General features: G+C 53.2%; 15 protein-coding genes. 12 read left to right on the top strand and 3 right to left on the bottom strand.

Translation table 11 applies throughout. From position 1 onward, the window contains the following. Nucleotides 1-44 precede the first annotated feature (44 nt). Nucleotides 45-869, bottom strand: a complete 825-nt coding sequence (locus OGX86_RS19870; protein WP_048225330.1) for a MurR/RpiR family transcriptional regulator — start codon at nt 867-869, stop codon at nt 45-47. Between the two features lie 165 nt (nt 870-1,034). Here OGX86_RS19870 and OGX86_RS19865 point away from each other — a divergent pair, with 165 nt between their 5' ends. The 3 genes from OGX86_RS19865 to queE all read left to right on the top strand — a co-directional run bounded on the left by OGX86_RS19865 (nt 1,035) and on the right by queE (nt 4,023). Next, nucleotides 1,035-2,591 carry a maltose/glucose-specific PTS transporter subunit IIC gene (locus OGX86_RS19865; protein ID WP_286640509.1) on the top strand — a complete coding sequence of 519 codons (1,557 nt, stop codon included), beginning with the start codon at nt 1,035-1,037 and terminating at the stop codon, nt 2,589-2,591. After that, on the top strand, nt 2,591-3,280 hold the full coding sequence (locus OGX86_RS19860) for an N-acetylmannosamine-6-phosphate 2-epimerase (RefSeq protein WP_032944829.1): 690 nt from the start codon (nt 2,591-2,593) through the stop codon (nt 3,278-3,280). The genes OGX86_RS19865 and OGX86_RS19860 overlap by 1 nt, the downstream gene beginning before the upstream one ends. Nucleotides 3,281-3,351: 71 nt before the next feature. Beyond that, nucleotides 3,352-4,023: a 7-carboxy-7-deazaguanine synthase QueE gene (queE, locus tag OGX86_RS19855; RefSeq protein ID WP_003034139.1), complete on the top strand. Its 672-nt coding sequence runs from the start codon at nt 3,352-3,354 to the stop codon at nt 4,021-4,023. A 91-nt stretch (nt 4,024-4,114) separates the two neighbouring features. On the opposite strand, the gene queD is transcribed toward queE, so the two are convergent. After that, nucleotides 4,115-4,477: a 6-carboxytetrahydropterin synthase QueD gene (queD, locus tag OGX86_RS19850; RefSeq protein WP_003825707.1), complete on the bottom strand. Its 363-nt coding sequence runs from the start codon at nt 4,475-4,477 to the stop codon at nt 4,115-4,117. A 430-nt stretch (nt 4,478-4,907) separates the two neighbouring features. On the opposite strand from queD, the gene cysJ reads away from it, so the two are divergent. The 3 genes from cysJ (at nt 4,908) to cysH (ending at nt 9,237) form a co-directional block, all read left to right on the top strand. Next, nucleotides 4,908-6,707: an NADPH-dependent assimilatory sulfite reductase flavoprotein subunit gene (gene cysJ, locus OGX86_RS19845; RefSeq protein ID WP_286640507.1), complete on the top strand. Its 1,800-nt coding sequence runs from the start codon at nt 4,908-4,910 to the stop codon at nt 6,705-6,707. Then, nucleotides 6,707-8,419 (top strand): assimilatory sulfite reductase (NADPH) hemoprotein subunit, encoded by a 1,713-nt coding sequence (cysI, locus tag OGX86_RS19840; protein WP_286640505.1) that lies wholly within the window; start codon nt 6,707-6,709, stop codon nt 8,417-8,419. The genes cysJ and cysI overlap by 1 nt, the downstream gene beginning before the upstream one ends. A gap of 83 nt (nt 8,420-8,502) precedes the next feature. Further along, nucleotides 8,503-9,237, top strand: coding sequence for a phosphoadenosine phosphosulfate reductase (gene cysH, locus OGX86_RS19835; protein WP_048215654.1), 735 nt, complete (start codon nt 8,503-8,505; stop codon nt 9,235-9,237). A 45-nt stretch (nt 9,238-9,282) separates the two neighbouring features. On the opposite strand, the gene OGX86_RS19830 is transcribed toward cysH, so the two are convergent. After that, nucleotides 9,283-10,326 carry an aminopeptidase gene (locus OGX86_RS19830; protein WP_032944823.1) on the bottom strand — a complete coding sequence of 348 codons (1,044 nt, stop codon included), beginning with the start codon at nt 10,324-10,326 and terminating at the stop codon, nt 9,283-9,285. A gap of 254 nt (nt 10,327-10,580) precedes the next feature. On the opposite strand from OGX86_RS19830, the gene cysD reads away from it, so the two are divergent. The 6 genes from cysD (at nt 10,581) to ispD (ending at nt 15,142) form a co-directional block, all read left to right on the top strand. Next, on the top strand, nt 10,581-11,489 hold the full coding sequence (gene cysD / locus OGX86_RS19825; protein WP_003034152.1) for a sulfate adenylyltransferase subunit CysD: 909 nt from the start codon (nt 10,581-10,583) through the stop codon (nt 11,487-11,489). A 9-nt stretch (nt 11,490-11,498) separates the two neighbouring features. Then, on the top strand, nt 11,499-12,926 hold the full coding sequence (cysN, locus tag OGX86_RS19820; RefSeq protein WP_008785677.1) for a sulfate adenylyltransferase subunit CysN: 1,428 nt from the start codon (nt 11,499-11,501) through the stop codon (nt 12,924-12,926). After that, nucleotides 12,926-13,531: an adenylyl-sulfate kinase gene (gene cysC, locus OGX86_RS19815; protein ID WP_003034157.1), complete on the top strand. Its 606-nt coding sequence runs from the start codon at nt 12,926-12,928 to the stop codon at nt 13,529-13,531. Before cysN ends, cysC begins: the two co-directional genes overlap by 1 nt. A 47-nt stretch (nt 13,532-13,578) precedes the next feature. Continuing rightward, complete coding sequence (locus OGX86_RS19810; RefSeq protein WP_020996298.1) at nt 13,579-13,902, top strand: DUF3561 family protein; 324 nt, start codon at nt 13,579-13,581, stop codon at nt 13,900-13,902. A 214-nt stretch (nt 13,903-14,116) separates the two neighbouring features. Further along, nucleotides 14,117-14,428: a cell division protein FtsB gene (gene ftsB / locus OGX86_RS19805; protein WP_003034163.1), complete on the top strand. Its 312-nt coding sequence runs from the start codon at nt 14,117-14,119 to the stop codon at nt 14,426-14,428. A gap of 18 nt (nt 14,429-14,446) precedes the next feature. After that, nucleotides 14,447-15,142 carry a 2-C-methyl-D-erythritol 4-phosphate cytidylyltransferase gene (gene ispD / locus OGX86_RS19800; protein WP_003825722.1) on the top strand — a complete coding sequence of 232 codons (696 nt, stop codon included), beginning with the start codon at nt 14,447-14,449 and terminating at the stop codon, nt 15,140-15,142. Nucleotides 15,143-15,147: the final 5 nt, after the last annotated feature.

Genomic DNA, 15,147 nt, shown 5'->3' with positions numbered 1-15,147 from the left:
ACTCTTAACGTAAAAACCCGCTGCGGCGGGTTTTTTTTATGCTCTTAAAGCAGTAGAGGAAGGGTTGCGCTGGCGGTTTGCTGGCTCACATCACTGTACTTTTCATCCAGAGCAATCAGCGACGTAGTCAGTAGTTCTACCAACAGCATCACTCCCACCTTGGCGTTTAGCGCGCCAGCACTCAACGGACCTTCTGGTTTGGCTGCGACCAGTTGAATATCGCTCAGCGAAGCTAACGGGCTGCGCGGCGTATTACTTAACGCCAGTACGCGCACGCCTTGCTTACGCGCCAGTTTAACGACATGCAGTAGATCGCGCGTCGAGCCTGAACTGGAAATCGCTACCACCAGCGAGTCTTTGTTAAGCGTTGTGGCGTTCATGGCTGCACGATGCATGTCACTGAACAATTGTGCAGGTTTGCCGAGGCGCAGGAGTTTGTAATGTAAATACTCACCCAGAATAGCGCTGGCCGCTACGCCATAAATCTGTACCGACTGGGCCTGATGCAGTGCCAAAGCGGCGGATTCCAGTAATGTCCTGTCGAGTAATTTTGCTGTGTCCTGCAGTGCTTGTACGGATTCATTGACCACATTGTCAATTTCATCCCCGCTGTGCTCTACCGGCTGTCCTTGCTGGAGATCGAGTGCCAGCGCCATTTTGAATTCGTTATAACCCTTACACCCAAGTGCGCGGCACAGACGTGTGACGCTCGCCTCGCTGGTGTCGCTTTCACGCGCCAGTTCGGTAATCGTCAGGTAGACAACTTTTGCCGGATCGCTGAGCACAAACTCTCCCAGCTTCTGCTGTGTTCGGCTATATCCGTCAACGCCCTGGCGCAATCTCAGCAGCAGGTTTTCATTTTCTGACATGCAAAATCCTTAATGCGTTTATCTGTTGATAGTGTGGCGGAAAGCAGGGGAGAGATGCCAGTCATTTTAAAAAAGTATGATCGGCTTCCTGGATTTTGATGATAATTTTCATTTTATATATTAAATATGGTAAAAATTTTCATCATTAATCGGGGAGATGAAAAAATGATGCAAATGTTTAGCGGCGCTTCATCGGGCGCATGGTTCGAAAAGGCACAGCGGTTCGGCAAATCGTTCATGCTGCCGATTGCGGTACTGCCCGCTGCGGGGCTGTTGTTAGGGATTGGCGGCGCGCTGTCGAATCCAAACACATTGACTGCTTATCCGTTTTTGGACGTTGACTGGTTACAGGCAATCTTCACGATCATGACCAGCGCAGGTTCTATTGTGTTTGCCAACCTGTCGGTGCTCTTTGCGGTAGGTGTCGCAGTGGGACTGGCGAAAACGGATAAAGGCACCGCCGGGCTTGCGGCATTGCTGGCATTTCTGGTGATGAACGCCACCATCAACGCTTTATTGACGCTCAACGGAACGCTGGCACACGAGAATCCCGGTGCCGTAGGCCAGGGGATGACGCTGGGTATTCAGACACTGGAAACGGGTGTGTTCGGTGGGGTGGTGATTGGGCTTGTCACCTGCGCGCTGCATAGCCGTTTCAATAAAGTCTCATTACCTCAGTTCCTTGGTTTCTTCAGCGGTTCGCGCTTTGTACCGATTATTAGCTCCCTTGCCGCGATTGTCGTGGGTGCGGTCATGACGGTGGTTTGGCCGCATTTCCAGAAACTCATTTTTGGACTGGGTGCTCTGGTGGATGCGACAGGCTATCTGGGGACGCTGTTGTACGGCTTCATCCTGCGTATGCTTGGCCCACTGGGTTTACACCATATCTTTTATTTGCCGTTCTGGACGACAGCGCTTGGCGGTAGTGAAATCGTCAACGGCCAGTTAGTTGAAGGTACGCAGCGTATTTTCTTCGCGCAACTTGCCGATCCGAATACGCAGCAGTTCTATGCGGGCACCTCGCGCTTTATGTCCGGGCGCTTCATCACCATGATGTTTGGCCTGCTTGGCGCATGTCTGGCGATGTACCACACCGCCAAGCCTGAGAACAGAAAACTTGTCGCTGGTCTGCTGTTGTCAGCGGCCCTGACCTCTTTCCTGACAGGCATCACTGAGCCTATCGAGTTCTCCTTCCTGTTTGTCGCACCCGTGTTATACGTCATTCACGCCTTCTTCGATGGGCTGGCGTTTATGATGGCGCATATTTTACATATCACCATCGGGCAAACCTTTTCGGGTGGGCTTATCGATTTCCTCCTTTTCGGCGTGCTACAGGGGGAAGCTAAAACCAACTGGATGTACGTCCCCATGGTGGGGATCCCGTGGTTCTTCCTTTACTACTTCACCTTCCGCTATTTGATTAACCGCTTTAACTGGTTGACACCAGGTCGTGAAAACGCAGCGCCGACTGAATCCGGCCTGCCGCAAAGTGAGCGTGCTGCGGCCGTAATTACTGGGCTGGGAGGCAAAGAGAATCTGGAAGAGGTGGATTGTTGTGCCACACGCCTGCGCGTGACGGTGAAAGAGAGCAGCAAGGTTGATGAAGCGGCACTGAAAGCGACCGGAGCGCGTGGCGTAATTATTCGCGGCAACGGGGTTCAGGTGATTTATGGCCCGCATGTCACCATCATTAAAAACGAAGTCGAAGAGATCTTATCGTAATGAAAACTGTACTGGATTCCCTGAAAGGTAAATTAATCGTCTCCTGCCAGGCGCTGGAAAATGAGCCCCTGCACAGCCCGTTTATTATGTCACGTATGGCGCTGGCGGCAGCGCAGGGCGGTGCGGTAGGTATTCGTGCAAACAGCGTGGTGGACATTCGCGCGATCAAAGAGAGCGTCTCCCTGCCGGTGATTGGGATTATCAAGCGTGATTATCCGGGTAGCGATGTGTTTATCACGGCCACTTTACAGGAAGTCGATGAACTGATGACCGTTGAGCCGGAAATTATTGCTCTGGATGCGACAGCGCGCCCGCGCCCCGGTGGGCAAACGCTGGAAGAACTGGTCACGCAGATCCGCGCTCGCTATCCGTCCGTACTGCTGATGGCGGATATTGCCACCGTAGACGAAGCGGTGACCGCTGAGCGCCTGGGTTTTGACTGTGTGGGCACTACGCTCTACGGTTATACCGCTGACACTGCCGGGCATGTGCTGGCGGAAAACGACTGCGGTTTTTTACGTGATGTGTTGGCTGCAGTTAGCGTACCGGTTGTGGCAGAAGGAAACGTCGATACTCCGGAACGTGCTGCACGATGCCTGGCATTAGGCGCCCATACCGTGGTGGTTGGTGGGGCTATCACCCGTCCGCAGCAGATAACGGCACGCTTTGTCGCAGCGATCGCCTCGTAAAGCATCGATGGGGCATGATACTTTGGCGGGGATCTGCGATAATTATCGTTTATCCCCATATTGAGAGCGCTATGCAGTACCCGATTAACGAGATGTTCCAGACCCTGCAAGGTGAGGGTTACTTTACCGGCGTCCCCGCCATTTTTATTCGTTTACAGGGATGCCCGGTTGGCTGTGCCTGGTGCGATACCAAACACACCTGGGATAAGCTTGAGGATCGGGAAGTCTCCCTGTACAGCATCCTGGCCAAGACCAAAGAAAGCGATAAATGGGGTGCTGCGAGCAGCGAAGATCTGCTGGCGGTCATTTCGCGTCAGGGCTATACCGCCCGTCACGTGGTGATCACCGGTGGTGAGCCCTGCATTCATGACCTGATGCCGCTGACTGACCTGCTGGAAAAGAACGGTTTTAGCTGCCAGATTGAGACCAGCGGCACGCACGAAGTACGCTGTACGCCGAATACCTGGGTGACCGTATCGCCGAAGGTGAATATGCGCGGTGGCTATGATGTGCTGTCACAGGCGCTGGAGCGCGCGAATGAAATCAAGCATCCGGTTGGCCGTGTCCGCGATATTGAAGCACTGGATGAACTGCTGGCGACGTTGAGTGACGACAAACCGCGAATCATCGCCTTACAGCCAATCAGCCAGAAAGAAGATGCGACGCGTTTGTGCATTGATACCTGTATTGCGCGTAACTGGCGTCTGTCGATGCAGACCCATAAGTATCTGAATATTGCCTGATAACTTTGCCGGGGGCGTTTCGCTTACCCGGCCATAGTTTATTGCTCAATGCAGGCCGGAGAAGATGCGTTGCCATCCGGCAAGCCTACAATCACTCGCCGCGATAAACGCAGCCCGCTGTGCAGGTTTCTTTCACCATTACAGCACTCAGCAGAGGGACCACAGGTTTAACCTGATCCCAAATCCATTTGGCCAGCACTTCGCTGGTTGGATTTTCTAAGCCAGGAATATCGTTCAAATAGTAGTGATCGAGTCTGTCGTAAGTCGGCTTAAACGCGGCTTTTAACTCAGCAAAATCCATGATCCAACCGGTATGCGGATCGACTTCACCGGTAATTTCAAGACGCACCATAAATGAGTGACCATGCAGACGGCCACACTTATGCCCTTCCGGTACATGCGGCAGGTGGTGAGCGGCTTCGAAGGTGAAATCTTTAAACAAGGTGGTGGACATTATTTACTCTCAAGAATGCGAAAAACCGCGGTAGGGTACCGTAAAGAGGATATTTTATCATTATTTATACACGTCATTCTTTAAGCTGCTTCTTTGTTGGCTGCCTTTGCTCGCCCCAGTCACTTACTCATGTAAGCTCCCGGGGACTTGCTCAGTTGCCGCCTCGATGCATCTTAAATTATTTTGTGTATAAAAGGATGCTCAGCACCAAAGCTACATATTCATACAATCAATATTGATTAATTGTTTATATATCAAATGTTTATATAATCTGTTTTGCTGTTAATAACTATAACTAAAACAGGTTAGTCCATTTGGTTATTTGTTATTTCCATCCCTTCTTTAATTGTTACTATCCCCGCCGTTAACCTTATCTTCAGTTTGGGTTTTATTGCTGAAATCCGCTTTGCTTACTGGAACATGACAACGCATGACGACACAGGCCCCACCTTCCGCTTTGCTACCGCTAAACCCGGAGCAACTGGCACGCCTTCAGGCGGCCACGACCGATTTCACTCCCGCACAGCTTGCGTGGGTTTCTGGCTATTTTTGGGGCGTGCTGAATCAGCAGCCTGGCAGCAATGTGGTGGCGACTGCGCCTGTCGCTGAAATGCCTGGCATTACGCTTATCTCCGCCTCGCAAACTGGTAATGCGCGTCGTGTGGCGGAAGCCCTGCGCGATGATCTGATCGCCGCGAAGCTCAACGTCACTCTCATCAACGCTGGCGACTATAAATTCAAACAAATCGCCAATGAAAAACTGCTGATCGTGGTGGCGTCGACGCAAGGGGAAGGTGAACCGGCGGAAGAAGCCGTGGCGTTGCATAAATTCCTGTTCTCGAAAAAAGCGCCGAAGCTTGATAACACCGCTTTTGCCGTATTTGGTCTTGGCGATACCTCTTATGAGTTTTTCTGCCAGGCAGGAAAAGACTTCGATGCGAAACTGACTGAGCTGGGCGGTGAACGTCTGCTCGACCGCGTCGACGCCGACGTCGAATACCAGACCGCCGCCGCGCAGTGGCGTGCTCGTCTGGTTGATGTCCTGAAAGCGCGTGCGCCTGCGGCACCGTCTGTGCAAGTTGCCGCCAGCGGTGCAGTAAATGAAGTACACACCAGCCCATACACCAAAGAAGCGCCGCTAACGGCGTCCCTTGCGGTGAATCAGAAAATTACCGGCCGCGACTCTGAAAAAGATGTGCGCCATATTGAAATTGATTTAGGCGATTCCGGACTGCGTTATCAGCCGGGCGATGCGCTGGGCGTCTGGTATCAGAATGACCCGGCTCTGGTTAAAGAGCTGGTTGAACTGCTGTGGCTGAAAGGTGATGAGCCGGTCACGGTTGAAGGCAAAACCCTGTCGCTCGCTGAAGCGTTGCAGTGGCATTTCGAGCTGACGGTTAACACCGGCAATATCGTAGAAAACTATGCCACCTTAACCCGCAGCGAAACTTTGCTGCCGTTAGTGGGTGACAAAGCACAGTTGCAGCATTACGCCTCAACCACGCCCATCGTCGATATGGTGCGCTTCTCTCCGGCGCAACTGGATGCTCAGGCGTTAGTTGATCTTCTGCGTCCGCTGACGCCGCGTTTGTACTCCATTGCTTCTTCTCAGGCGGAAGTGGAAAGCGAAGTGCACGTCACCGTGGGCGTGGTGCGTTATGAGATAGAAGGTCGCGCCCGTGCTGGTGGTGCTTCCAGTTTCCTCGCCGACCGCGTGGAAGAAGAAGGTGAAGTTCGCGTGTTCATTGAACACAACGACAACTTTCGTCTGCCTGCGAACCCACAGACGCCGGTAATTATGATTGGACCGGGTACGGGGATTGCGCCGTTCCGTGCATTCATGCAGCAACGTGCGGCTGACGGAGCCGAAGGCAAAAACTGGCTGTTTTTTGGTAACCCACACTTTACCGAAGATTTCCTGTATCAGGTGGAATGGCAGCGTTACGTCAAAGAGGGCGTACTGAGCCGTATCGATCTCGCCTGGTCCCGCGATCAAAAAGAAAAAGTCTACGTACAAGATAAACTGCGCCAACAGGGCGCGGAACTGTGGCGCTGGATTAACGACGGTGCGCACATTTATGTCTGCGGCGACGCCAATCGCATGGCGAAAGACGTTGAGCAGGCGTTGTTGGAAGTGATTGCCGAATTCGGTGGTATGGATATCGAAGCGGCGGATGAATTTTTAAGTGAGCTGCGCATTGAGCGCCGTTATCAGCGAGATGTCTACTAATGAGCGAAAAACATCCAGGACCATTGGTGGTCGAAGGCAAACTGTCCGACGCTGAGCGTATGAAGCTGGAAAGCAACTATCTGCGCGGTACCATTGCCGAAGATTTAAACGACGGCCTGACCGGCGGATTTAAAGGCGACAACTTCCTGCTGATCCGTTTTCACGGTATGTACCAGCAGGACGACCGCGATATCCGCGCCGAACGTGCCGAGCAAAAGCTGGAGCCGCGTCACGCGATGCTGCTGCGCTGTCGTCTGCCGGGTGGGGTGATCACCACCAAACAGTGGCAGGCGATCGACAAGTTCGCCCATGACAACACCATTTACGGCAGCATTCGTCTGACCAACCGTCAGACCTTCCAGTTTCACGGCATTCTGAAGAAGAACGTTAAGCCGGTACACCAGATGCTGCACTCCGTCGGCCTGGACGCGCTGGCGACCGCCAACGACATGAACCGTAACGTGCTGTGCACCTCGAATCCGTATGAATCTGAGCTGCATGCCGAAGCCTATGAATGGGCGAAGAAAATTTCCGAGCACCTGTTGCCGCGCACCCGCGCCTATGCAGAGATCTGGCTCGATCAGGAAAAAGTCGCGACCACCGACGAAGAGCCGATCCTCGGTCAAACCTATCTGCCGCGTAAGTTTAAAACCACCGTCGTGATCCCACCGCAGAATGACATCGATCTGCACGCCAACGACATGAACTTCGTGGCGATTGCGGAAAACGGCAAGCTGGTGGGCTTTAACCTGCTGGTGGGCGGTGGTTTATCGATTGAGCACGGCAACAAGAAAACCTATGCCCGTACGGCAAGCGAGTTTGGTTATCTGCCGCTTGAGCATACGCTGGCCGTGGCGGAGGCTGTGGTGACCACGCAGCGTGACTGGGGTAACCGTACCGATCGTAAAAACGCGAAAACCAAATACACGCTGGAACGCGTAGGCCTTGAGACCTTTAAAGCTGAAGTTGAGCGCCGGGCGGGGATCAAATTTGAGCCGATCCGTCCGTACGAGTTCACCGGTCGTGGCGATCGTATCGGCTGGGTGAAAGGGATCGACAATAAATGGCATCTGACGTTGTTTATTGAAAACGGACGAATCCTCGATTATCCGGGCCGACCGCTGAAAACCGGTCTGCTTGAGATCGCGAAGATCCACAAAGGTGAGTTCCGCATTACCGCGAACCAGAACCTGATCATTGCCGGTGTTCCTGAGAGTGAAAAGGCGAAGATAGAGAAGATTGCGCAGAAGAGTGGCTTAATGAACGCGGTCACTCCGCAGCGTGAAAACTCGATGGCCTGCGTCTCGTTCCCAACCTGTCCGCTGGCGATGGCGGAAGCCGAGCGCTTCCTGCCAACGTTTATCGACAACATCGACACGCTGATGGCGAAGCACTGCCTGAGTGATGAAAACATTGTCATGCGTGTGACCGGCTGCCCGAACGGTTGTGGTCGTGCGATGCTGGCGGAAGTTGGTCTGGTGGGTAAAGCTCCTGGGCGTTACAACCTCCATTTAGGGGGCAACCGTATCGGAACCCGTATTCCCCGGATGTTTAAAGAGAACATCACCGAGCCGGAAATTCTGGCATCGCTGGATGAACTGATTGGGCGCTGGGCGAAAGAGCGCGAAGCGGGTGAAGGCTTCGGTGACTTTACGGTGCGTGCGGGCATTATTCGCCCGGTGCTCGATCCCGCCCGTGATTTCTGGGAATAATGTGAAATTGACTTATCGGGTCTGCTGAATCGGTAGGCCTGATAAGCGCAGCGCCATCAGGCAAGGCAAACAGTGAGGAACTTATGTCCAAACTCGATCTCAACGCGTTGAACGAACTGCCGAAAGTTGAACGCGTTATGGCGTTGGCACAAACCAACGACCAACTGGAAAAATTGAGCGCCGAGGATCGCGTAGCGTGGGCGCTGGAAAACCTGCCTGGTGAATATGTACTGTCATCAAGTTTTGGTATCCAGGCGGCAGTGAGCCTGCATCTGGTAAATCAGATTCGCCCAGATATCCCGGTGATCCTCACCGATACTGGCTACCTGTTCCCGGAAACCTATCAGTTTATTGATGAGTTAACGGACAAGCTTAAGCTTAATTTGCAAGTCTACCGGGCAAAGGAAAGTGCGGCCTGGCAGGAAGCACGCTACGGCAAACTGTGGGAGCAGGGCGTTGAGGGCATTGAAAAATACAATGACATCAACAAAGTCGAGCCGATGAACCGGGCGCTGCAGGAGCTGAACGCGCAAACCTGGTTTGCCGGTCTGCGTCGAGAGCAATCGGGCAGTCGTGCGCATTTGCCCGTGCTGGCTATCCAGCGCGGCGTGTTTAAAGTTCTCCCAATCATCGACTGGGATAACCGTACGGTTTACCAGTATCTGCAAAAACACGGTTTGAAATACCATCCGTTGTGGGATCAGGGCTATCTGTCGGTAGGCGATACCCACACCACCCGCAAATGGGAGCCGGGTATGGCGGAAGAAGAGACGCGCTTCTTCGGATTGAAGCGTGAGTGCGGACTGCACGAAGGGTAACAGGAAAGTGGTCCGGTAAGATTTACATCCTACCGGACCACTTCTTCAGGATTTACCCGCTTTTGCCAGTTCTTTTACCAGTGGCAGCATAATGCGTACCACGTCGCGGCTACGGTGCTCTATCCGGCCTGGTAACGCTTTATCAATGTGCTGCTGGTTATCCAGTCGCACATCGTGCCAGCTGTTGCCTGCCGGGAATGAGGCGCTTTTGGCGCGCTGTTGATAGCCATCTTTCTTACCCAGGTTCCAGTTGGTCGCTTCAACTGAAAGAACGGCAATCCCCGCGTTGTCGAAGACCTCTGCATCGTTACAACATCCAGTGCCTTTCGGATAGTCTTTGTTCAGACCTGGATTGGTGCTGGCAACGATACCGCGGCTGTGCGCGATAGCCAGTGCCCGGTCGCGCGTCAGTTTTCGCACCGCTTCCGGGGTTTTCTTACCGCTATTGAAATAGAGCTTATCGCCGACGATCAGGTTATCGAGGTTGATAACCAGCAGCGTGTTTTTCTTCTCGGCGGCGCTCATTCGCTTCAGGATGTTCTCCGCGCCCAGTTTGCCTTCTTCCTCGCCGCTGGTGGCGATAAATCGAATACCGTACTGCGTCGGCACGTTTTTGAGTTTTTCCGCCAGTTCCAGCATTACGCCAACACCTGCGGCGTTGTCATCGATACCTTGCAGGGTTAATCCACCCAGATTGGCATCGGAGTCGGCGTCGCTTTGTGCGGCGTAGGTGTCGAGGTGCGCCATAATAATAATCTGCTGCGGCGCTTTGCCTTCATGTGCAGCAATAACGGTGCTTCCCGTTACGTTATGCCAGTTTTTACGGTTATCTTTGGCGGTATAAACATAACGGCTATTAAACGTCCGAATATCGCTGCTATAACCCATCTGCTGAAATTGTTGACGTATATAATCAGCAGACAACATTTCTGCCGGAGATCCCGTCACGCGGCCTGGGAAAAACGTTGCGATATATCGAGCCTGGGTATTTGCGATATCTCCGGGCTTCGAAGATGTTGCCTGTGCGGGAAGGATGAAGCACGCGCCGAGCGCCATGGCTGCAAGAAGGTGGCGCAATGCGAGAAACATGATGAGTCCTTAAATACCAAGCAGAAATTTTCAGCCGCTAGTATGAAACCGTGATCGAGGTAAAACAATTTCATTTGCTCCTAAATGCCCGAATTCCGGTAGCTTAAGCACTTTTTGATATTTGCTTTTCCGGATCGTTATTCCTTTGAGGAACTACTCATTCCAATTCGTAATTTCATTCGCCCTCTTGCCCTCCCTATAGTCAGGTTATCTGAGCATCGTTAGCAAAATAACGGCATTACATAGGAACGGTTATGGATCAAAAACGACTTACCCACCTGCGGCAACTGGAAGCGGAAAGCATCCATATCATTCGTGAGGTGGCCGCCGAGTTTTCTAATCCGGTGATGATGTATTCCATCGGCAAAGATTCCAGCGTAATGCTGCATCTGGCGCGTAAAGCGTTTTATCCGGGCACGCTGCCGTTCCCATTGCTGCACGTTGATACCGGCTGGAAATTCAGCGAAATGTACGAGTTTCGTGACCGCACGGCGAAAGCCTACGGCTGCGAACTGCTGGTGCATAAAAACCCGGAAGGGGTGGCGATGGGTATCAACCCGTTTGTCCACGGTAGCGCCAAGCATACCGACATTATGAAAACTGAAGGGCTGAAGCAGGCACTGAATAAATACGGTTTCGATGCCGCGTTTGGCGGTGCTCGTCGTGACGAAGAGAAATCGCGTGCCAAAGAGCGTATTTACTCTTTCCGCGATCGTTTTCATCGCTGGGATCCTAAAAATCAGCGCCCGGAGCTGTGGCACAACTACAACGGGCAGATTAACAAAGGCGAAAGTATTCGCGTCTTCCCGCTCTCTAACTGGACTGAACAGGATATCTGGCAGTACATCTGGCTGGAAAATATCGATATCGTGCCGCTGTATCTGGCGGCGGAGCGTCCGGTGCTGGAACGCGACGGCATGCTGATGATGATTGATGACGACAGAATCGATCTGCAACCCGGTGAAGTGATTAAAAAACGCATGGTGCGTTTCCGTACGCTCGGTTGCTGGCCGCTGACAGGCGCGGTGGAGTCGAATGCGCAGACGCTGCCGGAAATCATCGAAGAGATGCTGGTTTCAACCACCAGTGAACGTCAGGGCCGCGTGATTGACCGCGACCAGGCGGGCTCCATGGAGCTGAAGAAACGTCAGGGGTATTTCTAAGGAGCCGCCATGAATACGACACTTGCACAACAAATTGCTAATGAAGGCGGCGTTGAAGCCTGGATGGTTGCCCAGCAACACAAAAGTCTGCTGCGCTTTTTAACCTGCGGTAGCGTGGATGATGGGAAAAGTACCCTGATTGGCCGCCTGCTGCACGACACGCGTCAGATTTATGAAGACCAGCTTTCATCGCTGCACAATGACAGTAAACGTCACGGCACTCAGGGCGAAAAGCTTGATCTGGCGTTATTGGTTGACGGCTTGCAGGCCGAGCGTGAGCAGGGCATCACCATCGACGTGGCGTATCGTTATTTCTCTACCGAGAAGCGTAAATTTATTATTGCGGACACTCCCGGGCATGAGCAGTACACCCGTAACATGGCGACCGGTGCGTCGACCTGCGACCTGGCGATCCTATTGATCGATGCGCGTAAAGGCGTGCTGGATCAGACTCGTCGTCATAGCTTTATCTCCACGCTGCTTGGGATCAAACACCTGGTGGTGGCGATCAACAAAATGGATCTGGTGGACTTTAGCGAAGAGACATTTAACCGCATTCGCGAAGACTATCTTACTTTTGCTGAACAACTGCCGGGCAACCTGGATATCCGGTTTGTGCCGCTCTCTGCGCTGGAAGGCGATAACGTGGCTTCGCAAAGCGCCAGTATGCCGTGGTACAGCGGTCCGACGCTGCTGGAAGTGCTGGAAACCGTTGAGATCCAGCGCATTGTTGATACTCAGCCGATGCGCTTCCCGGTGCAGTATGTGAACCGACCGAATCTGGATTTCCGTGGTTATGCCGGAACGCTGGCCTCCGGTAGCGTGAAGGTTGGACAGCGCGTCAAAGTGTTGCCGTCCGGCGTGGAGTCGAGCGTGGCGCGGATCGTAACCTTTGATGGCGATTTACAGGAAGCGCATGCGGGTGAAGCGATCACCCTGGTGCTGAAAGATGAGATCGATATCAGCCGGGGCGACCTGCTGCTTGATGCCGGTGAAACGCTGCCGACAGTACAAAGCGCTGCAGTTGATGTGGTGTGGATGGCGGAACAACCGTTGTCGCCCGGGCAGAGCTACGACATAAAAGTCGCAGGCAAGAAGACCCGCGCACGCGTTGATAGCGTGCAGTATCAGGTCGATATAAACAACCTGACCCAACGTGACGTTGAAGCGCTGCCGCTGAACGGCATCGGTCTGGTTAATCTGACTTTTGATGAGCCGCTGGTGCTGGATACCTATCAGCAGAATCCGGTTACGGGCGGGCTGATTATCATTGACCGCCTGACTAACGTTACCGTTGGCGCGGGACTGGTGCGTGAGCCAATCGTCCAGGAGCTTGCCACAGCTTCTCAGTTCAGCGCGTTTGAGCTGGAGCTTAATGCACTGGTGCGTCGCCACTTCCCACACTGGGGTGCGCGCGATCTGCTGGGAGGAAAATAATGGCGCTGCATGACGAAAACGTCGTCTGGCATGCCCATCCTGTTACACCGCAACAGCGGGAACAACGCCACGGTCATCGTGGTGTTGTGCTGTGGTTTACCGGGCTGTCAGGTTCCGGTAAATCCACGGTAGCAGGGGCGCTGGAAGAGGCGCTGCATAAGCTAGGGGTGAGCACCTATCTGCTGGATGGCGATAACGTGCGTCACGGTCTGTGTAGCGATCTTGGGTTTAGCGATGCCGATCGTAAGGAGAATATTCGTCGGGTTGGTGAAGTGGCTAACCTAATGGTAGACGCCGGCCTGGTGGTGTTGACTGCGTTTATCTCTCCACATCGCGCCGAGCGAAAAATGGTTCGCGAGCGCGTGGGTGAAGGGCGTTTTATTGAGGTTTTTGTCGATACGCCATTAGCAACGTGCGAAGCTCGCGATCCAAAAGGGCTGTATAAAAAAGCGCGTGCGGGAGAGTTGCGCAATTTCACCGGAATTGACTCGGTTTACGAAGCGCCTGAATCGCCAGAGATTCATCTTGATGGTGAACAATTGGTAACAAATTTGGTTCCTCAATTATTAGACCTGCTGAGGCAGGAAGATATTATCAGATCCTGAGACACCCGAGCTTGCACGCCCGGTCAGTCACGGTCACAGGATTAGATATGCGTAACAGCCATAACATTACTATTACAGAGTCAGATACCTTCGCCGCCGACGACGAAACTACCTGGTCACTCCCAGGAGCCGTGGTCGGTTTTGTCGCGTGGTTGCTGGCGCTGGGATTCCCGTGTCTGATGTATGGCCCTAACACACTGTTTTTCTTCCTCTATACCTGGCCCTTTTTCCTTGCGTTGTTGCCCGTGGCGATTGTCGCGGGTATTGCCCTGCATTCGCTATTGAAGGGGAGATTGCTGCTGAGTATTGCCTGTACCCTGCTGGTGGTTGGCGCAATGTTTGGCGCACTGTTCCTGTGGCTACTGGGTTAGGCATACGTCCTTTCACGCGATCGCCGCTGTTGTTCACTGTCTGGCCATAATTCAAACCGTAACCAACAATGAGATTATGTTCTCCTTACATGGGGTATACGTAACAACGGGCAAATGTGGTACATTTGCCCGCGTTGTCGCGGCATTCCCGTCCGTTGATGTAAAGTTGTCAGCGGAGTTTATGGGATGTTGATGCCGTTTTTCAGGGGGCAGGATGGGTAAACTTACGTTGCTGTTGCTGGCTTTATTAGTCTGGCTACAGTATTCGCTGTGGTTCGGTAAGAACGGCATACATGACTATAGTCGCGTCAACGATGATGTTGCGGCGCAGCAAGCTACAAACGCGAAACTGAAAGCGCGTAACGATCAGCTTTTTGCCGAAATTGACGATCTCAATGGCGGGCAAGAGGCTATCGAAGAGCGCGCGCGTAACGAACTCAGTATGACTAAGCCAGGCGAAACCTTTTATCGTCTGGTGCCTGACGCGTCTAAACGCGCTCAGACTGCAGGGCAAAACAATCGATAAACCGTCCAGGGATTTAACATGGCAGCCACTTTAATGGACGTTTGCGCCGTGGTGCCGGCTGCCGGGTTTGGCCGCCGAATGCAAACAGAGTGTCCTAAGCAGTACCTCTCTATTGGCAATAAAACCATTCTCGAACACTCGGTTGATGCGCTGCTGGCTCATCCCCGGGTGACGCGAGTCGTCATCGCTATTAGCCCAGGCGACAGTCGTTTTGCCCAACTTCCACTCGCAGCGCACCCGCAAATTACCGTGGTGGATGGTGGCAATGAGCGTGCCGATTCTGTCCTTGCTGGTTTGCAAGCCGCAGGTGAGGCCAGTTGGGTTCTGGTGCATGATGCCGCGCGTCCGTGTCTGCATCAGGAAGATTTATCTCGTTTGCTGGCAATAAGTGAAACCAGCCGCATCGGCGGGATCCTTGCTGCGCCGGTGCGCGACACGATGAAACGCGCGGAGCCGGGCCGAACAGACATCGCCCATACGGTCGATCGCACCGATTTATGGCATGCGTTGACGCCGCAGTTTTTCCCTCGCGAGCTGTTGCATGACTGTCTGACCCGTGCGCTAAACGAAGGCGCAACCATTACGGATGAAGCCTCGGCGCTGGAATATTGCGGTTTTCATCCGCTGCTGGTCGAAGGACGCGCTGACAACATCAAAGTCACCCGCCCGGAAGATCTGGCGCTGGCGGAATTTTATCTGACCCGAACTATCTAGTTACA

The sequence above is a fragment of the Citrobacter sp. Cpo040 genome, assembly GCF_030332915.1.
Classification (GTDB): domain Bacteria; phylum Pseudomonadota; class Gammaproteobacteria; order Enterobacterales; family Enterobacteriaceae; genus Citrobacter; species Citrobacter portucalensis.
Note: the sequence above shows the minus strand (reverse complement) of the source record. Positions and strands in the feature narration are given on the sequence as shown.